The sequence below is a fragment of the Sphingomonas sp. 1F27F7B genome, from assembly GCF_005503355.1.
Taxonomy (GTDB): domain Bacteria; phylum Pseudomonadota; class Alphaproteobacteria; order Sphingomonadales; family Sphingomonadaceae; genus Sphingomonas.
On sequence record NZ_SCMK01000004.1, the window covers coordinates 111,432 to 131,775 of the forward strand.

Consider the following 20,344-nt stretch of genomic DNA (forward strand, 5'->3'; position numbering starts at 1 on the left):
ATCGCAAGCGCCGCCATGTCGGATTTGTTTACACTTCCGCACTACAGAGGATCTCCATGATCCGGCTGTTCAAGCATTATGTGCCCAATGCGGTGCTGTTGCTCGGCTTTCTCGACATCCTGCTGCTGGCGGCGTCGGGCGAGCTCGGCTGGATGTTGCGCGCGCATCAGCTCGGCATCGGCCTGCCGCCGATGCCGGACCGCTGGCCCCAGCTCGTCAGCTATGCGCTGTTCCTCGAAGTCGCGATGGTTGCGGTCGGCGTCTATGGTGCCGATTCGCTCCAGTCGCTGCGCTATGCGATGGCGCGGCTGATCGTGGCGATCTCGCTGGGCGTGATCGGCTTGAGCGTGCTCTATTTCCTGATCCCCGAGATCGGCTTCTGGCGCTCGAACCTGCTCTACGCGATGGGCGTCTCGATCCTGCTGCTGATCGCGCTGCGCATCCTGCTCGGCAAGGCGCTGGGCAGCCAGGCGTTCAAGCGCCGCATCGTGGTGCTCGGCGCCGGCGCGCGGGCCCAGCGCCTCAAGGACCTCTCCAAGACCCCCGGCGCGGGCTTCGTCGTGGTCGGCTATGTCGCGATGAGCGAAGCCAATCGCGTGATCCCGGAGGCGATCGCCCGCGATGCGATCTACAACCTCGCCGACCATGTCGTGGTGCTCAACGCCAGCGAAGTCGTGCTCGCGCTGGAAGAGCGCCGCAACGCGCTGCCGCTCAAGGACCTGCTGCGCATCAAGACCACCGGCGTGCACGTCAACGAGATTTCGACCTTCCTCGAGCGCGAGACCGGCCGTGTCGACCTGGACAGCGTCAATCCAAGCTGGCTGATCTTCTCCGACGGCTTCTCCTCGGGCCGCATGCTGTCGAGCATGTTCAAGCGGTTGTTCGACATCGGCGCGAGCCTGGCGCTGCTCATGCTGATGCTGCCGATCATCCTGCTTACCGCGATCCTGGTGAAGCTCGAGAGCCGCGGCCCGGCCTTTTATCGCCAGCGCCGCGTCGGCCTCTACGGCACCGGCTTCGACGTGATCAAATTGCGCTCGATGCGCCAGGACGCGGAGGTCGACGGCAAGGCTGTGTGGGCAGAGAAGGACGACCCGCGCATCACGCGCATCGGCCGCATCATCCGCAAGACGCGGATCGACGAGCTGCCGCAATGCTGGAGCGTGCTCAAGGGCGAGATGAGTTTCGTCGGCCCACGCCCCGAGCGCCCCCAGTTCGTCGAGGATCTCGAAACCAAGCTGCCCTATTATGCCGAGCGGCACATGGTGAAGCCCGGCATCACCGGCTGGGCTCAGATCAACTACCCCTATGGCGCGTCGATCGAGGATTCGCGCCAGAAGCTGGAATACGACCTCTATTACGCCAAGAACTACTCGCCGTTCCTCGACGTGCTGATCCTGCTCCAGACCATCCGCGTCGTGCTGTTCCCCGAAGGCGCGCGCTAGATGGGCGCGCTGCTGCTCTGGCTGCACGCGCTTGCCGCGCTGCTGTTCGGGGCGCTCGCGCTCTGGGCGTGGCGCACCGATCTGGCCGGGCTGCCGCGCCGCCCGCTCGCCTTCGCGCTGGCGGCCACCGCGCTCTGGGCACTCGCCATTGCCGGTATCGGCTCGACCGACATCGCCAGCTGGTTCGCCGAGACGCTGCGCAACCTCGCCTGGCTTGGCTTCATGCTGATGCTTCACCGCCGCGATGCACAGGCGCGTCCGCCGATCGCGCTGGGTACGGTCTATGGCGTGGTCGCCCTGGTTCAGATCGGCACGCTGGCGCTCACGCTCATCGCTTATACCGATCCCGAGCCCATCGTCGCCGCGCAGACCGCCAACGCCGCCGTGCTGCTGCGCATGCTGGTTGCAGTCGCGGCACTGGTGCTGGTCCAGGCGCTCTGGTCGGCGCTGAGCCCGGCGGCCGTCGGGCCGCTCCGCACGCTGGTGATCGCGCTCGCCGGCATCTGGTGCGCCGAACTGGGGCTCTACACCATCGCCTATCTCGCCGCCGAATGGCGGATCGAGCCGCTGGTGCTGCGCGGGCTTGCCTATCTCGCCATCGCGCTCGCGATCGGCACCGCGCTCCAGCGCAAGGGCGAATGGAAGATCGAGGTGTCGCGCGCCATAACCTATCAGTCGCTCTCGCTGGTCGCGGTGGGCGTCTATTTCGCGCTGCTGGCGCTCACCACCTCGGCCATCGCCACCGTGGGCGGCACCAATGCCCGTATCCTCCAGACCGCCTTTGTGCTCGGCTCGACCGCGGCGATCCTCACGCTGGTCGCCAACAGCTGGCTGCGTGCCTGGCTCAAGGTCAAGCTCGCCAAGCATCTCTTCCGCCATCGCTACGACTATCGCACCGAATGGATGCGCTTCACCGAGACGCTGGGCAACCCGCAAGGCGGCGCCGCGCTCGACGAACGCATCGTCAAGGCGATCGCCGACCTGACCGAAAGCCCGGCCGGCGTGCTGCTCGTCCCCGATGCGGGCGGGCTCGGCATCGGCGCGAGCTGGAACTGGGACCGCGCGACTCTGCCCATCGCCAGCGACACGGCGCTGGGCGAGCATCTCCAGGCGACCGGCCGGATCATCGAGCTCGACGCGGTTCGCCGCAGCGAGGATCATCTCGACGCTGCCACCGTGCCGCAATGGATGCTCGACCTGCCCGAGGCCTGGGTGATCGTTCCGCTGCCGCATCTGGCCGAACTCGCGGGCGCGATCCTGCTCGCCCGCCCGCCACTCGACCGCGCCCTCGACTGGGAAGATTTCGACTTGCTGAAAGTGGCCGGCCGCCAGGTCGCCTCCTATCTCGCCGAGGCCCGCGCGCAGGACGCGCTCGCCGAGGCGCAGCGCTTCGACGAGTTCAACCGCCGCTTCGCCTTCATCCTGCACGACATCAAGAACCTGGTGAGCCAGCTGACCCTGACGGCGCGCAACGCCGAGCGCCATGCCGACAAGCCCGAGTTCCGCGCCGACATGGTGGCGACGCTGCAAAGCTCGGCCGAGCGGATGAACGGGCTGCTCGCCCGGCTTTCCCAGCATCATCGCGGCCGCGCCGAGGCACCGCATGCGATCGAGATCGTCACGCTGGTCGAACGCGTCGCCGCGCAGCGCCGGGGCCAGCATCCGGTGGTCACGTCCGGCGTCCGCAGCGCCATCGCCCATGCGGATCCGGCGAGCCTCGAGCAATTGCTCGCCCATCTCCTCCAGAACGCGATCGAGGCGAGCCCCGCGAACGAGCCGGTGACGCTCGCGGTCTCCGCGGACGGCGAGCGGGTGGCGATCGACGTGATCGACCTGGGGGTCGGCATGTCGCCCGCCTTCATCCGCGACAAATTGTTCAAGCCCTTCGTCTCTTCGAAGGAAGGCGGGTTCGGCATCGGTGCCTTCGAGGCCCGCCAGCTCGCGCATGCCATGGAGGGCCGCATCGAAGTGACGTCGCGCGAAGGCAAGGGCACGCGTTTCCGCGTGATCCTGAAGGCCGCGCATCCCGCCGATCTGGGAATGGGGAGGGCTGCATGAACGACGCCCGCACCTTGCCGAAACTGCTGATCGTCGAGGACGATGCCGGGCTCCAGCGCCAGCTGCGCTGGGCCTATGACGGCTATGAGATCTTCACCGCTTCCACGCGCGAGGAAGCCCTCACCGTGCTGCGCGCCGAGGAGCCGCCGGTCGTGACGCTCGATCTCGGCCTGCCGCCCGATCCCGACGGCACGCGCGAAGGCTTCGCGACGCTGGAGACGATCCTGTCGCTCCGCCCCGATACCAAGGTGATCGTCGCCTCGGGCCACGGCGCGCATGAATCGATGCTGCGCGCGATCTCGCTGGGCGCTTGGGACTTCTATCAGAAGCCGATCGACATCGACGCGCTCGGCCTGATCGTCGCCCGCGCCTTCCATGTCCATGCGCTGGAAGCCGAGAACCGGCGCCTGGCCGAGCGGGTCGAGGCCGGCGCGGTGCTGGGCGGCATGCTCACCGGCGCGCCCGAGATGCTCAAGGTCACCCGCACGATCGAGCGCGTCGCCAGCGCCGACGTCGCGGTGATGCTGCTCGGCGCCAGCGGCACCGGCAAGGAGCTGCTCGCCCGCGGGCTGCACGACAAGAGCGGGCGCATGGGGCGCTTCGTCGCGATCAACTGCGCGGCGATTCCCGAGACCCTGCTCGAGAGCGAGCTGTTCGGGCACGAGAAAGGCGCCTTCACCGGCGCGGTCAAGACCACCGAGGGCAAGATCGAGCTGGCCCAGGGCGGCACGCTGTTCCTCGACGAGATCGGCGACGTGCCGCTGCCGCTCCAGGTCAAGCTGCTGCGCTTCCTCCAGGAGCGCGTGATCGAGCGCGTCGGCGGGCGCCAGGCGATCGCGGTGGACACGCGGATCGTCTGCGCGACGCACCAGGACATCGACGCGATGGTCGCCGACAATCGCTTCCGCGAGGACCTGTACTACCGCCTCGCCGAGATCGTGGTTCGCATCCCGAGCCTGGCCGAGCGGCCCGGCGACGCCGGCTTGCTCGCGCGCCACTTCCTCCGGAAATATGCCGCGCAGATGAACACCGCCGCCCGCAGCTTCGCACCCGACGCGCTTGCCGCGATCGACGCCTGGGGCTGGCCCGGCAATGTCCGCGAGCTCGAGAACCGCGTGAAGCGCGCGACGATCATGGCCGACGGAAAGCACGTCACCGCCGCCGACCTCGACCTGGACGCGCAGGCGCAGATCGAGCCGGTCAACCTGAAGGCCGCACGCGAGCTCGCCGATCGCAAGGCGATCCGTCACGCGCTCGCCCGCGCCGAAGGCAATATCTCGGGCACCGCCCGTCTGCTCGGCATCAGCCGCCCCACCCTTTATGACCTGATGAAAGCCTATGACCTCCAACCCTAGGCGCCCCCGCTCCGGATCGAAGGGCATCGGCCTGCGACGCCTGGTGGTGATCGGCGGCGCGCTGGCCGTGCTGCTCGCCGTGCTGATCGGCTGGTTCACGCTGACCCCCGGCGGGATGGGCAAGGCCGAAGCTGCCGAAGCGACCGAGCGGGCCGAAGCGCTGCTCAAGGCCGACAACGCCACCGGCGCGCGCGACCTGGCGGCGCAGGCCGTGCGCGGCGACCCCGACAACGAGAACGCCCATATCGTCCTCGCCCGCGCGCTGCTCGCCTTGCAGGACGGCATCGGCGCCGAGGGCGAGATCCAGCGCGCGGTCGATGCCGGCTATGACGCCAGGGCGGTGCCGCAATGGCGCGCCGAGGCATGGGTGCTCCAGGGCAAGACCGACAAGGCGCCCGCCGAAGCCGACAAGGCACCGCAGGCGCTGCGCCCCTATGGCCTGCGCATCCGCGCGCGCGCGCTCACCGGCCAGGGCGACTATGCCGGCGCCCACGACGCGCTCGACGCGGCGCTGCACCTCGCCCCGAACGATGCGGGGACATGGACCGACATCGGTCGCTTCCGCTTCATAGCGGGCGACATATTGGGCGCCGCCGAGGCTTCGGACCGTGCGGTCAAGCTCGCGCCGGGCTCGATCGACGCGCTGATCCTGCGCGGCGAAGTGGTGCGCAGCCAATATGGGCTGGTCGCCGCCCTGCCCTGGTTCGAGCAGGCGCTGAAGCGCGACCCCGCCCGCCACGACGCGCTGATCGAATATGCGGCGACGCTGGGCGACATCGGCCGCACCGTCGACGCGCTCGCCGCCACGCGCCGCGCGCTCGCCGCCCGGCCGGGCAGCCCGCAGGCGCTCTACCTGCAGGCAGTGATCGCCGCGCGTGCCGGCAATTTCGACCTCGCCCGCGCGATCCTCGAGAAGACCGGCGGCGCGATCGACGACCTTCCCGGCATGATGCTGCTCGGCGGCACGCTCGATCTCGAAAAGGGCGATTACGAGCAGGCGATCGAGAAGCTGACCGACCTGGTCGGCACCCAGCCGATGAACATCACCGCGCGCAAGCTGCTCGCCATTGCCTTGCTGCGCACCGACCGCGCCCGCAATGCGATCGACATGCTCAGCCCCGTCGTCGCCCGCAGCGATGCCGACAGCTATGCGCTGACTCTGGCCGCCCGCGGCTTCGAGCGGATCGGCGACCGCGACAGCGCCTCGCATTTCCTCGACCGCGCCGCCTTTCCGGCAACGGGCGAATCGACGGCGTTCAGCGCCGACGACAGCACCGCCACCCTCGCTGCGGATGCGGCCAAGCGGCCGAACGACCCGGGAGCGACGCTGCCGCTGATCCGCGCGCTGATCGCCGGCGGCGACAAGGCCGGCGCCCTGGCCCGCGCCCAGGACATCGCCGCCCGGAATCCCGGCGCCGCGGCCGCCCAGGTGGTGCTCGGCGACATGCTGATGCTGCTCAACCGCCCGGCCGATGCCGCCGCCGCCTATCGCCACGCCGCCGACCTGCGCTTCGACGAACCGACCCTGCTCCGCCTGGTCGATGCGCTCGATCGCGCGGGCCGGCGCGAGGCCGCCGCGAATGCGCTCGCGCTGTTCCTGTCGCAGAACCCGGCGAGCATCGCGGCGCTCCGCCTCTCGGCCCACTGGCAGCTCGCCGGCGGCGACTATGACGCGGCGATCGATTCGCTGGAGGACATCCGCGCCCGCATCGGCGACGGCGACGCCGTGCTCAACGCCGAGCTGGCCGCCGCCTATGCCGGCGCCGGCGAAACCGGCACCGCAGTTGATTTCGGCGAGGCGGCCTATGGCCTGGCTCCCGCCAATCCGGCAGTGGCCGACGCCTATGGCTGGGCGCTGTTCCGCGGCGGCGACAGGGACGGCGCGCTCGAGCTGCTCCAGAAGGCGGTGATCCTCGCCCCCAGGCATCCGGGCCTGCACTGGCATCTGGCCCAGGTCTATGCGGCGCTAGGCCGCAAGGCGGAGGCGAAGCGCCACGCCCAGGCCGCACTGGCCGATCCCGCCTTCGCCGACCGCGCAGCGGCGCAGGCGATGGCGAACGGTTGACGCGGCCGCGCGCGCTCGCGGAAATCCAGGAAGTTCAGACTACGGGCCCCCGGTTTCTCCACCCGCGAGGGCCGGCGCTGTGCTCGGAGCCGAGTGCGGGAAGGCGAAAGAGGAAGACGGCCGGCATCCGCCGGCACGGACCATGCGAAGCCCCGTATCGCAAGGTTTCCGGCCCCGCGCTCGGTCGCCGGATCGATCGCCACAAGGGGCGGCGGCCCGCACGCCCGCACAAGCCAGACCCACAGGCGCCGATAGCGAAGTTGGGGGTGAGCCGGCGGCAGCTCCCCGCTATAGCCGCCCCATGACCGACCAGCTCCTCGCCCGCATCGCCGATGCGCTCGACCGGCTCGCGCCGCCGCCGCCGCCGCCCGCCGATCTCGAGGCGCATCCCGCCTATGTGTGGCGCGGGCACGGCCTGGCACCGGCGCGCACCTTCGATCCGCTGCCGATCGGGATCCTGCGCGGCGTGGATTCGCAGCGCGAGGCGCTGGTGGCGAATCTCACCCGGCTTTCCGACGGCCATGCCGCGCAGGACGTGCTGCTCTGGGGCGCGCGCGGCACCGGCAAATCGGCGCTGGTGAAGAGCGCGGTCGCCGCGGTCCAGGCGCGCGGCGGGCGGCTCGCCCTGGTCGAGGCAGTGACCACCGAACTCTCCACCTTGCCCGAGCTATTCGGGCTGCTCGCCGCCACCGACCGGCCCTTCGCGATATTCCTCGACGATCTCGGCTTCGACGGGGTGGGCGATGCGCGCGCGCTGCGCTCGCTGCTCCAGGGCGGGGCCGAGGCACGGCCGAACAATGCACGGCTGCTCGTCACTTCCAACCGCCGCCATCTCGTCGTACGCGACATCGCCGAGCAATCGAGCGCGATCAATCCGCGCGATTCGGCGGATGACGGCCTGGCGCTGGCCGACCGATTCGGGCTCAGCCTCGGCTTCCATGTCGTCGACCAGGACACCTATGTCGACATCGTCCGGGCCTATGCCGATGCGCATGGCCTGAGCTTCGATCCGGTCGACGCGATCGGCTGGGCAACGCGGCGCGGCAGCCGCTCCGGCCGAGTTGCATGGCAATATGTGGTTGATCTTGCAGGAAGATCCGGGCGCAGTCTGTAATTGCACTGATCCAGATCAAAAAGACCGGCGAGGACGCTTGACTCTCATCGGCGGTCGGTCCCTGCTCGCGCCATGGGGCGAATAGGCGAAACCGATCTTCTCGACCGGCTGGCGCCGAGCGGGCGCGGCACATGGGTCGTGCAGCTGGGGCTGGGATTGCTCGCCACTTCCGTGGCCATCGGGCTGCGTACGGCGATCGACAGCTTTGCTCCCGCCGCCGGCCCCTTCGTGCTCGGCTTCCCCGCCATCCTGATCGCGACACTGTTCGGGCGATGGCAGGCAGGGCTCCTCACCGGCGTGCTCACTTTGCTCTACAGCTGGTATTTCGTGCTGCCGGTGCGGCACACGTTTGCCCTGAAGTCGCCGGACGAAACGGCCCGGCTGGCGCTCGCCGCGGTAAATTATCTAGCGGTGATCGTGATCGCCGAGCTGTTCCGCCGGGCCGTGCGCCGCGCCTCCGACGAACGCGACCGCGAGATCGCCGAGCGCGACCTGTTCCTCGAGGAGTTCGATCACCGGGTGAAGAACAATTTCACGCTGGTCGCCGCCCTGCTCGACATGCAGCGCCGCCGCGCGCGGGACGCGGAGACCCAGGCGGCGCTCTCCTCGGCGCTCGCCCGGGTGGACAGCATCGCCCGGGCGCACCGGCACCTCTATCGCGGCGCGGCGTCCTCGCCCGGCGCGGTCGACATGGCCGTCTATCTCGAGGAGTTGAGCGCGGCGCTGGCCGAGGCGCTGTTCCTGCGCGGCGCGATCACGCTCGACTGCGTGTGCGACCATGGCGCGATCCCGCGCGACCGCGCCGTCTCGATCGGACTGATCGTCAACGAACTCGTGACCAATGCCGCCAAGCACGCCTTTGTGGGGCGGGAGAGCGGACGGATCGAAGTCCGGTTCGAGACGGCGGCAGCAGGCTGGAAACTGGTGGTGCGCGACGATGGCGTGGGCATGCCCGCCGAGCCCGGGGCACCCAAGGACGGCGGGCTGGGACAGAAGCTGATCGACGGCTTCGTCCGCCAGGCGCGGGGCAAGGCGAGCGTCGAGACCGGGCCGGAGGGAACCAGGGTCACCATCGTGCTGGAGGCTTGAGCCAACAGGCCGGCGTGACGATTAGGGAACCTAGCCCAGCGCCTCGACCATTTCCGCCAGCTCCAGCCAGCGCATCTCGGCGGCGTCCTTCTCGTCGCGCAGCCTGGAGATGCCGTCGCTCAGTTTCGAGAACCTGCCCGGATCCTTTGCATAGAGGTCCGGATCGGACATCGCGGTCTCGTCCCGGGCGATCTGCGCCTCGATCTCCTCGATTCGCTTGGGCAGCAGGTCGTAGTCGCGCTGGTCCTTGTAGCTGAGCTTGGTCGCCTTCCTGGGCGCCTCGGCCGCCGGCACGGTCTTGGGTGCCGCCTTCTTCCCCTCGGTCCGGGGCCGGCGCTTGGCTTCCCAATCGGCATAGCCGCCGACCACCGCGTCCACCATCCCCGACCCGTCGAGCCCAAGCGTCACCGTCACCGTGCGATCGAGGAAGTCGCGGTCGTGGCTGACGATCAGCACGGTGCCCTCATAGTCGGCGATCACTTCCTGGAGCAGGTCGAGCGTCTCCAGGTCGAGATCGTTGGTCGGCTCGTCGAGCACCAGCAGGTTCGAATGGCGGGCGAATTCGCGCGCCAGCAACAGGCGCGAACGCTCGCCGCCCGACAGCGTGGCGATCTTGGCTTCCGCGATGCTGGGATCGAACAGGAACTCCTTGAGATAGCCATGGACGTGCTTCTTCACGCCCAGCACCTCGATCCAGTCGCCACCGTCCGCCAGCACGTCGCGCACCGACTTGACGGGGTCCATCAGGCTGCGCTGCTGGTCGATGATCACGCCGTTCAGCGTGTTCGAGAGCTTCACTTCACCCTCGTCGGGCAGGATCTCGCCGGTGAGCAGCTTGAGCAGAGTCGACTTGCCCGCGCCATTGGCGCCGACGATGCCGATCCGGTCGCCCTTGGTGACGCGGAAGGTGAAGTCCTTGATGATCGCGCGCTGGTCGTCCCCGTTGCCGAAGCGCTTGGTGACGTGCTTGGCGTCGATCACCACCTTGGTGTTGCTGTCGTCGGCGGCGGTCACCAGCCTGGCCGCGCCTTGCGGCCCCATCATCGCGGCGCGGACCGCGCGCATCTCCTTGAGCTTTTCCAGCCGCCCCTGGTTGCGGCGGCGCCGGCCGGTGACACCGCGCTGGAGCCAATGCTCCTCGATCTTGAGCTTGGCATCGAGGCGCTGCGCGTTGCGCTCCTCCTCGGCATAGACCTGGTCGGTCCAGGCCTCAAACCCGCCGAATCCCACTTCCGCCCGCCGGATGGCGCCACGATCGAGCCACAGGGTCGAGCGAGTCAGGCGGGTGAGGAAGGTGCGGTCGTGGCTGATCACGATGAACGCGCCGGTGAAACGGCTCAGCCAGTCCTCGAGCCATTCGATCGCGGCGAGATCGAGATGGTTGGTCGGCTCGTCGAGCAGCAGCACGTCGGGATTCTGCGCCAGCGCTCGGGCAATGGCGGCGCGGCGGCGCTCGCCGCCCGACGCAGTCTTCGCCTCGCGGGACAGGTCGATGCCGAGCTGGTCGGCGATCGCCTCCGCCTCGTGCCGGGGTGGGGCGTCGCTGCCCGAGAGCACATAGTCGAGCAGCGTCGCGCAGCCCTCCATCCGCGGCTCCTGCTCGAGCAGCACGACATGGGTGCCCGGCACGATCGTGCGGCGGCCCTCGTCGCTGTCGATGCTGCCGGCGATCAGCTTGAGCAGGGTGGTCTTGCCGGCGCCGTTGCGGCCGATCAGCGCCAGCCGGTCGCGCTCGCCGATATAGAGGTTGAGGCCGCGGAACAGCCAGCCATGGCCCTGGACGAGACCGAGATTTTCATAAGCAAGGACGGGTGCAGCCATGCGCGCCACCTAGGGGCCCGCGACGGGCCCGGCAAGTTACCGCCGGCTGAAGCGTGCGTTCAGGGGCTATTCAATGCCCGGACCCTATGCCATCTGCCATGAAGATGTTGGTGACGCTCATTCTTTGCGCCTGTCTGGCGGCGTTCGCGCCCGCCGCGGCCGCGGCCGCGCGGCCGGATGGGCACCAGGATTCGGACGGCCGCCCCCGGCGCCAGGCCGGACCACCGCTCTCGGTACGCGAGATCGAGCGCCGCGTGGTGCCGCGGCTGCCGGGGGCCCAATATCTCGGTTTCGACTATGATCCCGCAACGGAAGTTTACACGCTCAAATTCCTGCGCAATGGATCGGTCATCTGGGTGGACGTCGACGGCCGGACCGGCACGATCGTCCGCAAAACGGGCGATTAGGGCCCGACGAGGGGAATGAGATGCGACTTCTGATCGTCGAGGACGAGCCGACCCTGGGGCAGCAGCTCCGCAACGCGCTGGAAGGCGCTGGCTATGCGGTGGACCTCGCCACCGATGGCGAGGAAGGCCTCTATCTCGGCTCCAACGAGCAATATGACGCGATCATCCTCGACCTCGGCCTGCCCGAGATCGACGGGCTGACGGTGCTCGACCGCTGGCGCAAGGAAGGCAAGGTCACGCCGGTCCTGGTGCTCACCGCGCGCGACAGCTGGTCGGACAAGGTGGCGGGCCTCGATGCCGGCGCCGACGATTATGTCGCCAAGCCCTTCCAGACCGAGGAGCTGATCGCCCGGCTCCGCGCGCTGATCCGCCGCGCCTCGGGCAATGCCTCGGCCGAGCTGACCGCCGGCGACATCCGGCTCGACACCCGCTCGGGCAAGGTCACGCGCGGCGGCGAGCCGGTCAAGCTCACTGCCCAGGAATATAAGCTGCTCAGCTACCTGCTCCATCACAAGGGCAAGGTGGTGAGCCGCACCGAGCTGATCGAACATATCTACGACCAGGATTTCGACCGCGATTCGAACACGATCGAAGTCTTCGTCACGCGCATCCGCAAGAAGCTGGGCGCCGATGTGATCACCACCATCCGCGGCCTGGGCTACAGCCTGGAAGAGCCGGCCGACGCCTGAGCCGATGGCACGGCTCGGCCAGACTCTAGCCGGGCTGCGCCGGCGCCTGTTCGGGCAGCCCCTCACCGAGCCGGAGCCCGTCGCGCCCGGCGAGGTCCAGCCGCGCCACTATGTGCGCACCACCGGATCGGTCAGCCGGCGCATGCTGCTGGTCGCCACTGCGTGGATCATGCTGCTGCTCGTCGGCGGTGGCATCGCGCTCGACCGGGTGCTGGTGACTACCGTCACCAAGAATTTCGACGATCAGCTCGACTATCTGCTCAAGGCGATGATCTTCTCCGCCGAGCTCGACCAGAATGGCGACGTGATGCTCAACCGCGAGCTCGCCGACCAGCGCTTCCTCGAATATAATTCGGGCGCCTATTGGCAGATCAGCGGCAAGGGCCACGAAGCCTTTCCGTCGCGCTCGCTCTGGGACCAGAAGCTGAAGGTAGACCGCGAGCACAGCGACACCAACGTGCATGTCTATGACAGCCGCCAGCTGCCCGGCCAGCTGCTGCGCGTCGCCGAACGCGATGCGGTGCTGCCGGGATCGAACGTGCGCTGGCGCTTCCAGGTGGCGCAGAGCCGCGAAACGCTGGACGGGCAGATCGCCCAGTTGCGCCGCACCCTGGTGCGCAGCTTCGTGCTGCTCGGGCTCGGCCTGGTCATCATGGTGGCGCTGCAGACCTGGTACGGGCTGCTGCCGCTGCGCCGGGTGCGCCAGGAGATCGCGCGGCTGCGCGCCGGCGAATCGACTCGAGTCGAAGGCGCGATGCCCGCCGAAGTCGCGCCGATGGTCGAGGAGCTCAACGCGCTCGTCGAACATAACGACCGCCAGGCCGAGGAAGCTCGGCGCCATGCCGGCAACCTCGCCCATGCACTGAAGACGCCCTTGAGCGTGATCATGAATGCGGCCGCCGCCGGCCAGCCGGACCTCGCCCAGGCAGTGATCCGCGAGGCGCGCACGATGCGCCGCCAGATCGACCACCACCTCGCCCGCGCCCGCGCCGTCGGCCGCCGCGGCTCGGCGCACAGCCGCGCCCAGGTCTGGCCCTCGATCGAAGCGGTCGAACGCGCCGTCGCCAGGCTCTATCCCAATGTCCGCATCGACATCGACGGGCGGAAGGACCTGGTCGCGCATATCGAGCGGCAGGATCTGGACGACCTGCTCGGCAACCTGGTCGAGAATGCCGCCAAATATGGTGGCGGCAGCGTGTTCATCACCGCCGGCGTGCAGGCGGGGTTCGTCGAGATCCTCGTCGAGGACGACGGCCGCGGCATACCCGAGGCCGATCGCATCCGCATCTTCGATCGCGGCGTGCGGCTGGACAGCGGCAAGCCCGGCACGGGCCTGGGCCTCGCCATCGTGCGCGACGTCGCCGAAATCTATGACGGCACCGTCAGCCTCGAGGAAAGCGAGGATCTGGGCGGCGTGCTCGTGCGCCTGCGCCTGCCCGCCGCGAACTGACGCGCTTGCAACAAACTGAAATTCCGTCGTGACGAACCGGACGCAAAGCGGGCGTGAACTCGCGGATTGCCCTCTTTTGTCCGTCGGGTCACGTGGCGGCGCCGGTTCTGGGGCCGGCGCCGCCCAATCGCGTTTCACCGCGATATAATCCTTTGTTTACAACATCTTAGTATCTTCATGCTACTATGTTGGCGAGGATTGCGTACGCGAAGGAACCAAGATGAATGTCATTTCCTCAACCTCGCGGCGGACGGATCCCCATGCCCGTATGGACGCGCGGATCGCTGCAGCGGCTCCGGCCCGTGCGACCGGCAGCGGCGACCGCAACCTTGCTTCGGATCGCGCCGCCGACGGCAAGCCCGGCGACATGCGGGAACGGATCGACGGACTGGTCGACCAGCAGGTGAAGAGCGGCCTGCTTACCGACGATCAGGCGGCCGAACTCCGGCGTTTCTTCGCCGAGGGCCCGGGCGGCAAGGAAGCGCCGCCAGCTTCCCGCGATGGCGACCTGGCGGATTCGGCCGACGGTACCGCCACCACGCGAATCAGCGACGCCGCTGCCCGTCAGCTCGATGCGATGGCGGCGTTCCTGCAGAAACTGCGCGACGCCGCCACGAGCTCGAGTGTCTATCGCGGCAATGCGGAGACGAGCGGCAATGGCGGCGCCGCGACGGGGCGCGTGATCGACCGGCAGGCTTGAGCCCATGCGGCCAGAGCCGCCGCGCGGGGCGTTTCAGCGCAGGCGCGAGGGCAAAATGCCCGGAGCGGCGATCCGCCCCTAGAGCGCGCGCATCGCCTCGGCGGCGATGGCCAGACTCTTCCTGCGCGCCTGGTGATCGAACATCGCGCTGGTGAGCATCAGTTCGTCGGCGCCGGTGCGGGCGATGAAGGCGGCGAGCTGCGCACGCACCTTCTCCGGTCCGCCGATCGCGCTCGCCGACAGCACCTGGTCGAGCATCGCGTTGCCGTGCCCGCCCAGGCTTTCGCGATAGCCCTGCACCGGCGGCGGCAGCTGGATGCCCTTGCCGGTGGTGCGAATCGCCACGAACGCCTGTTGCTGCGAGCTGGCGAGATATTCCGCCTCCGCATCGGTCTCGGCGGCGAACACGTTGAAGCCCAGCATCAGATGCGGCTTCTCCAGCGCCGCGGAGGCGCGAAAGCTGCGGCGATACGCGTCGATCGCTTCGTCGAGCAGCCCGGGCGCGAAATGCGAGGCAAAGGCATAGGGCAGCCCCAGCATCGCCGCGAGCTGCGCGCCGAACAGGCTGGAGCCGAGAATCCAGATATCGACCTTCGCCCCCGCGCCCGGCGTGGCGCGGATGCCGGTGCGGCCGTCATCGGCGAAATAACTCTGCAGCTCCGCCACGTCGCGCGGGAACTCGTTGCCGTCGCTGCCCAGCCCCCGGCGGATCGCGGCGGAGACGCGCTGGTCCGATCCCGGCGCGCGCCCGAGCCCCAGGTCGATCCTGCCGGGAAAGAGCGCATCCAGCGTGCCGAACTGTTCGGCGACCTGGAGCGGCGAATGGTTGGGCAGCATGATCCCGCCCGCCCCGACCCGGATCGTCGAAGTCGCCTGGCCGACATGCGCGATGACCACCGCGGTGGCCGCGCTGGCGATCCCATCCATGCCGTGATGCTCGGCCACCCAATAGCGGGCATAGCCAAGCCCCTCGACATGAGCGGCGAGGTCGGCGGCGTTGGCCAGGGCCTGGGCGGCGCTCCCGCCCTGGATGATGGGCACGAGGTCGAGCAGCGAATAGGCGGTCATGAGCAGGCAGATGGGGTCGCGCCGCGGGCTCCGCCATAAAGTTTTCGTCGTGCCCGCCGAAGCAATCCTCGGGAGGGAGGCTTGATAGCCGCGCCGCCTCGGCCTAACCGCCCGGCCATGAACCCTGCCCTGTCGCACATCCGCAACTGGATCTTCGATCTGGACAATACGCTCTATCCGGTGAGCGCGAACCTGTTCGCGCTGATCGACGCGCGGATCGGCCAATATGTCCAGAACCTGCTCGGGCTCGATGCCGCCGAGGCGCACAAGGTGCAAAAGGGCTATTTCCACGCCCATGGCACGACGCTGGCCGGGCTGATGGCCGAGCACGGCACCGACCCGCATCATTATCTGGCCGACGTGCACGATGTCGACATGAGCGTGCTCGAAGTGAATGAAACACTGGTCGCCGCGCTCGCCCGCCTGCCGGGCCGCAAGCTCGTCTTCACCAACGGCGACGCGCCCTATGCGGCGCGCGTGCTCGACAGGCTCGGCCTGGGCACCACTTTCGAGGCGATCCACGACGTCCACGCGACGCAATACCGCCCCAAACCCGATCCGCTGGCCTATCGGGGCCTGTGCGACGCCTATGGGCTGGACCCGGCGCACAGCCTGTTCGTCGAGGACATGGCGCGCAACCTGAAGCCGGCCAAGGCGATCGGCATGACCACGGTGTGGATCGACAACGGCTCCGAGCAGGCGCCGGAAGAGCGGGGATCCGACCGCAGCTATATCGACTATACCGTCAACGATCTCGGAGCCTGGCTCCACGACATCCTGGAGACTTCCGAATGACCGACCTGCAGACCATCATCGACGCCGCCTGGGAAGATCGCGCCAATCTGGGTTTCGGCACCGAGGGCGCGGTGCGCGAGGCCGTGAGCGAGGCGCTGAACCTGCTCGATCGCGGCGAGGCCCGCGTCGCCGAGCCGGTCGCGGATGGCTGGCAGGTCAACCAATGGCTGAAAAAGGCCGTGCTGCTCAGCTTCCGCCTGAACGACAACCAGGTGATCCAGGGCCCGGGCGGCGCCAACTGGTTCGACAAGGTGCCGTCGAAATTCGCCAGCTGGGGCGAGGACGCGTTCCGCCAGGCCGGCTTCCGCGCCGTGCCCGGCTCGGTCGTCCGCCACGGCGCGCATGTGGCCAAGGGCGCGGTGCTGATGCCGAGCTTCGTCAATATCGGCGCCTATGTCGGCGAGGGCACGATGGTCGATACCTGGGCGACGGTGGGCAGCTGTGCGCAGATCGGCCGGAACGTCCATCTTTCGGGCGGCGTCGGCATCGGCGGCGTGCTCGAGCCGCTCCAGGCCGATCCGGTGATCATCGGCGACGGCGCCTTCATCGGCGCCCGCGCCGAAGTGGCCGAGGGCGTGCGCGTCGGCGAGGGCGCGGTACTCTCGATGGGTGTCTATCTGGGCGCCTCGACCAAGATCATCGACCGCGCCACCGGCGAGGTCCATCGCGGCCATGTCCCGCCCTATTCGGTGGTGGTGCCCGGCACGGTCCCGGGCGAGGCGGGCAAGCCCGGCCTCTATTGCGCGGTGATCGTGAAGACGGTGGACGCGCAGACCCGCTCGAAGACCGGCATCAACGAGCTGCTGCGCGACTGAGCGCGTCCCGCATCCTCTCCCCCCCGGGAGAGGATGGCTACCGGATGCCGACCACGCTGCCGCTGGCGATGCGCAGCGTATAGGCCGGGCTGGTCGAGGCCGAGGTCGCCTCCAGCGCCAGCACGAATTCGGTCTCCTTGCCTTGTGGGCCGTAGAAGCGACCGCTGAACTGGCCGGTGATGCCGCTCAGCGTCGGGCTGGACCAAGTCCAGCCATAATAGCCGCCCGTCGCCGGGTCGATATTCGCGGTGCCGGTCACCGTGCCCAGATCGATGTCGGGACCGGAGGCCGGCGTGCCGATCAGATGGATCGTCGCGGTAACCTGGCCGGTCAACAGATCTGCACCGAGCGTCACGCCGCTCTTGCCGAGCGACAATGTGCTCGTGGCACCGCCGAGGATCGTTCGCGTGGCGCCTCCGCCATATGCCGCGTTGTAGGTGACGGTAGGCGTGGTCGGCAGGTCGGTCACCAATGTCGGGGCGCCTATCAGACAGGTATAGGTCCTGGACGATCCGGTCGCATTGGTAATCACCGACACCACACGGGCATATTCGAGCGGCCCGATCCCGACGATGCCGGCGGTCTGGATACGCAGCCGGTCGATGAAGCTGCCGATCCCGGGCTTTGCATAGAAGGGATATCCGGCAGGCGCGCTGGTGTCGATGTCGGCAGGACCGAAGCTCAGGCTCAGCCCGTCGCCGGTCACGCCCCAGCTCTGGGTGGAGGCGGTATAGCCGAAGGCGAGGCCGGTATCGGGAAAGCCGACCGTGGAGGAATTGGGGGGTGCCACCCGGACGCATCCCGAGGTGAAGCTCTGATCCCCGGTCTGATCCGCGAACTTGGTATAGGTCGGCGCGCTCACGGTGGCGGCGAGCCGGAGCCCGCCCGGCGCGTCGGCGGAGGGCCGCACCAGCACGGTGCCCTCCCGATCGTCCGCCCAGCAGGCGGAAAGCAGCAATGCGCCGGCCAGCGCGACACCGAAGCGAATCATGAAAGCCCCCTCTTCGCCGCGAAACCGCCGCCGCCAAAGGCTATGGAGCGCATCCACGCCGCTCAATCGAAGAAACCACGAAAACGGATGCAGGCGCCTGCGCCAGGCGATATGCCGGGGCATGACCGAAAGCATGACCTATGGGCGCTATCTCGCCCTCGACCAGCTGCTCACGGCCCAGCATCCGCTGTCGGATCGGCACGACGAGCTGCTCTTCATCATCATCCACCAGACCAAGGAACTCTGGCTCAAGCAGATGATCGCCGAGCTGCGCGCCGCGCTCGACCTGGTCCGCGCCGACAAGCCGGTGGAGGCGTACAAATCGCTCGCCCGCGTCAGCCGCATCCAGGCCGTGATGACGCTCAGCTGGGACGTGCTCGCGACGATGACGCCCAGCGACTATACCCGCTTCCGCGAAGTTCTGGGCACCAGCTCGGGCTTCCAGTCGGACCAGTTCCGCGCGGTCGAGACGATGCTCGGCCTGCGCGGCGGCGGCGTGCCGGGGCCGCTGACCACCGCCGTCGCGACGCTCCCCAGCCTTTGGGACGAGGCGAATGCCGCGCTCGCCCGCGCCGGCTTCGCCGTGCCGGCCGAGGCGCTGGCGCGCGACTGGCGGGCGCCCTATGTGCCCAGCAAGGCAGTCGAGGATGCCTGGGCCGAGGTCTATCGCGACACCACGCGCTGGTGGGAACTCTACCAGCTCGCCGAGAAGCTGGTCGACATCGACGACGCGCTCGCCACCTGGCGGCACAAGCATGTCATCACCGTCAGCCGCGTGATCGGGATGAAGCCCGGCACCGGCGGCACGCCCGGCGTGCCCTATCTCGAATCGACGCTGGCCAAGCGCGCCTTCCCTGAGCTCTGGACGCTGCGGACACAGCTGTGACCGGCTACAAGCATCTGTTCCAGCGCGCGTTGGCGGCGGCACCCGAGCGGCTGCACTTCGCGGCGCATTCGCACCATCTCTGGCCCGATGCCTCCTATGTCGGCCAGCTCGCCGCCTGGGAGGACGGGGTGCGCCTCGCCGACCGCAAATGGGAGCGGGTGATGGGCGAGATCTGGCCCGCCGCCCAGGCACATGTCGCAGCCGAGCTCGGGCTGCCCGATCCGGGCACGCTGGTGTTCGCGCCCAACACGCACACGCTACTGCTCGCCATTGCCTCGGCGCTGCCGCGCCGCCCCTTGCGCATCCTCGCCAGCGACGGCGAGTTTCACAGCTTCCGCCGCCAGGCCGCACGCTGGGAGGAAGCAGGCACCGCGATCGTCGAGCGCGCGCCGCTCGACCGGATCGTCGAGCGGGCCACGGCCGGCGGGCATGACCTGATCTTCGTCAGCCAGGTCCAGTTCGGCACCGGCCATGTGCTGGGCGACATCGCCGCCCTCGCCGCGCTGGCCCGGCCCGACGGCCCCTGGGTGGTGATCGACGGCTATCACGGCTTCATGGCGATGGAGACCGACCTGTCGGCCGTGGCCGACAGGATCTTCTACCTCGCCGGCGGCTATAAATATGCGATGGCGGGCGAAGGCTGCGCGTTCCTCCACGCTCCGCCCGGCTTCGGCGCACGGCCGGAGATCACCGGCTGGTATGCCGAGTTCGAGGACCTGTCGCTGCCGCCGGGCAGCATCGGCTACGCCCCCGACGGGCGCCGTTTCCTGGGCGCGACCTTCGATCCTTCGGGCATCTACCGCTTCGTCGCGGTGCGCGACATGCTGCGCCAGGAGGGGCTGACCACCGCCGGAATCGCGGCGCATGTCGACGGCCTGCGCGCGCAGCTGCTCGCCGCCCTGCCGATCGAGGCCGAGCTGCTCAACCCGGACAGCCCCGCGCGTTTCCTTGCTCTCCGCTCGCCGAACGCGCAGCGCTGGAAGGCCGCGCTCGAGGCCAAGGACGTGATCACCGACGTGCGCGGCGATGTGCTGCGCATCGGCTTCGGCCTTTATCAGGACATGCGCGACGTCACCCGGCTGATCGAGGCGCTTTCCGAGCTTCGCTGAAAAAGCGGCCGGGCGGGCAATGCGCGGCCCTGCCCGGCCGTGAGGAAGCTCAGCGCCGGGCGACCAGCGCCGCGCCCCGGCGGGCGGCGAGCTGGCGGGCGATGTCGGCCCCGACGGTGTTGCGGCAGCGCCGGATCTGGCGCTCGTCGTCCTGATCGGCCCCCGCATAGGAACCGCAGACCTGCTCGGTCGCCGCGGCGAGGCGATGGTTGAGCGCGGCCCGCCCGGCATCGCTGCGCAGGTCGAGATCCGCATGGCGGACGACGGCGCTCCGGTCGGGGCGACCCTGGGCAAGGGCCGGGGCCGCGATCAACGTGGCGACGGCGAGGGCGGCAATGAACTTGGGCATGTCTGGCTCCTTTCCCTGAAACTTTCCGGCCCTGAGACCTTCCGGCCCCGAGACCTGCCGGCACCGTGCCGGGACTTCGACCTGATCGGCCGGAAAGCGCCGGGGGGAGAGGATGAGGAGCCGATGAAGAGCTGATGA

At 68.9% G+C, this 20,344-nt stretch carries 18 protein-coding genes; 14 read left to right on the forward strand and 4 right to left on the reverse strand.

Annotated elements, in window-relative coordinates; all coding sequences use genetic code 11:
• The first annotated feature begins 56 nt into the window (after positions 1-56).
• The 6 genes from FFS08_RS05190 (at position 57) to FFS08_RS05215 (ending at position 9,126) form a co-directional block, all read left to right on the forward strand.
• Complete coding sequence (locus FFS08_RS05190) at positions 57-1,445, forward strand: TIGR03013 family XrtA/PEP-CTERM system glycosyltransferase (RefSeq protein ID WP_137862616.1); 1,389 nt, start codon at positions 57-59, stop codon at positions 1,443-1,445.
• Positions 1,446-3,503 (forward strand): XrtA/PEP-CTERM system histidine kinase PrsK, encoded by a 2,058-nt coding sequence (prsK, locus tag FFS08_RS05195; RefSeq protein WP_137862615.1) that lies wholly within the window; start codon positions 1,446-1,448, stop codon positions 3,501-3,503.
• Entirely contained in the window at positions 3,500-4,858 is a 1,359-nt protein-coding gene (prsR, locus tag FFS08_RS05200; RefSeq protein WP_137862614.1) for a PEP-CTERM-box response regulator transcription factor, read from the forward strand. Before prsK ends, prsR begins: the two co-directional genes overlap by 4 nt.
• On the forward strand, positions 4,842-6,923 hold the full coding sequence (locus FFS08_RS05205) for a tetratricopeptide repeat protein (protein ID WP_137862613.1): 2,082 nt from the start codon (positions 4,842-4,844) through the stop codon (positions 6,921-6,923). The genes prsR and FFS08_RS05205 overlap by 17 nt, the downstream gene beginning before the upstream one ends.
• A 301-nt stretch (positions 6,924-7,224) precedes the next feature.
• A complete protein-coding gene (locus FFS08_RS05210) occupies positions 7,225-8,037 on the forward strand; it encodes a DUF815 domain-containing protein (RefSeq protein WP_137862612.1) in 813 nt (270 codons plus the stop codon).
• 72 nt (positions 8,038-8,109) lie between these two features.
• A complete protein-coding gene (locus FFS08_RS05215; RefSeq protein WP_137862611.1) occupies positions 8,110-9,126 on the forward strand; it encodes a sensor histidine kinase in 1,017 nt (338 codons plus the stop codon).
• A gap of 30 nt (positions 9,127-9,156) precedes the next feature.
• Here FFS08_RS05215 and FFS08_RS05220 read toward each other — a convergent pair whose 3' ends face one another.
• Positions 9,157-10,947 carry an ABC-F family ATP-binding cassette domain-containing protein gene (locus tag FFS08_RS05220; protein WP_137862610.1) on the reverse strand — a complete coding sequence of 597 codons (1,791 nt, stop codon included), beginning with the start codon at positions 10,945-10,947 and terminating at the stop codon, positions 9,157-9,159.
• A gap of 104 nt (positions 10,948-11,051) precedes the next feature.
• On the opposite strand from FFS08_RS05220, the gene FFS08_RS05225 reads away from it, so the two are divergent.
• From FFS08_RS05225 to FFS08_RS05240, 4 genes are all read left to right on the forward strand, one after another.
• Entirely contained in the window at positions 11,052-11,354 is a 303-nt protein-coding gene (locus tag FFS08_RS05225) for a hypothetical protein (protein ID WP_249341082.1), read from the forward strand.
• A gap of 20 nt (positions 11,355-11,374) precedes the next feature.
• Entirely contained in the window at positions 11,375-12,043 is a 669-nt protein-coding gene (locus FFS08_RS05230; RefSeq protein ID WP_137862608.1) for a response regulator transcription factor, read from the forward strand.
• Between the two features lie 142 nt (positions 12,044-12,185).
• The gene (locus FFS08_RS05235; RefSeq protein WP_137862759.1) at positions 12,186-13,493 is read left to right on the forward strand and encodes a sensor histidine kinase; all 1,308 of its coding nucleotides are present in this window, start codon (positions 12,186-12,188) and stop codon (positions 13,491-13,493) included.
• Between the two features lie 220 nt (positions 13,494-13,713).
• The gene (locus FFS08_RS05240; RefSeq protein WP_137862607.1) at positions 13,714-14,193 is read left to right on the forward strand and encodes a hypothetical protein; all 480 of its coding nucleotides are present in this window, start codon (positions 13,714-13,716) and stop codon (positions 14,191-14,193) included.
• Positions 14,194-14,271: 78 nt separating this feature from the next.
• Here the strand turns inward: FFS08_RS05240 and FFS08_RS05245 are convergent, their stop codons facing one another.
• Entirely contained in the window at positions 14,272-15,261 is a 990-nt protein-coding gene (locus FFS08_RS05245; protein WP_137862606.1) for an LLM class flavin-dependent oxidoreductase, read from the reverse strand.
• 117 nt (positions 15,262-15,378) lie between these two features.
• Here FFS08_RS05245 and FFS08_RS05250 point away from each other — a divergent pair, with 117 nt between their 5' ends.
• Both FFS08_RS05250 and dapD read left to right on the forward strand, forming a co-directional pair.
• Positions 15,379-16,056, forward strand: a complete 678-nt coding sequence (locus tag FFS08_RS05250) for a pyrimidine 5'-nucleotidase (RefSeq protein WP_137862605.1) — start codon at positions 15,379-15,381, stop codon at positions 16,054-16,056.
• Entirely contained in the window at positions 16,053-16,871 is an 819-nt protein-coding gene (dapD, locus tag FFS08_RS05255; RefSeq protein ID WP_137862604.1) for a 2,3,4,5-tetrahydropyridine-2,6-dicarboxylate N-succinyltransferase, read from the forward strand. The genes FFS08_RS05250 and dapD overlap by 4 nt, the downstream gene beginning before the upstream one ends.
• A 37-nt stretch (positions 16,872-16,908) precedes the next feature.
• Here dapD and FFS08_RS05260 read toward each other — a convergent pair whose 3' ends face one another.
• Positions 16,909-17,862 (reverse strand): HupA family protein, encoded by a 954-nt coding sequence (locus FFS08_RS05260; RefSeq protein ID WP_137862603.1) that lies wholly within the window; start codon positions 17,860-17,862, stop codon positions 16,909-16,911.
• Positions 17,863-17,983: 121 nt separating this feature from the next.
• On the opposite strand from FFS08_RS05260, the gene FFS08_RS05265 reads away from it, so the two are divergent.
• Together FFS08_RS05265 and FFS08_RS05270 are read left to right on the forward strand one after the other, a co-directional pair.
• Positions 17,984-18,748: a tryptophan 2,3-dioxygenase gene (locus tag FFS08_RS05265; RefSeq protein WP_137862602.1), complete on the forward strand. Its 765-nt coding sequence runs from the start codon at positions 17,984-17,986 to the stop codon at positions 18,746-18,748.
• The gene (locus FFS08_RS05270) at positions 18,745-19,857 is read left to right on the forward strand and encodes a kynureninase/PvdN C-terminal domain-containing protein (RefSeq protein WP_137862601.1); all 1,113 of its coding nucleotides are present in this window, start codon (positions 18,745-18,747) and stop codon (positions 19,855-19,857) included. The genes FFS08_RS05265 and FFS08_RS05270 overlap by 4 nt, the downstream gene beginning before the upstream one ends.
• Positions 19,858-19,906: 49 nt before the next feature.
• Here FFS08_RS05270 and FFS08_RS05275 read toward each other — a convergent pair whose 3' ends face one another.
• Positions 19,907-20,206 (reverse strand): UrcA family protein, encoded by a 300-nt coding sequence (locus FFS08_RS05275; RefSeq protein ID WP_137862600.1) that lies wholly within the window; start codon positions 20,204-20,206, stop codon positions 19,907-19,909.
• Between the last annotated feature and the right edge of the window lie 138 nt (positions 20,207-20,344).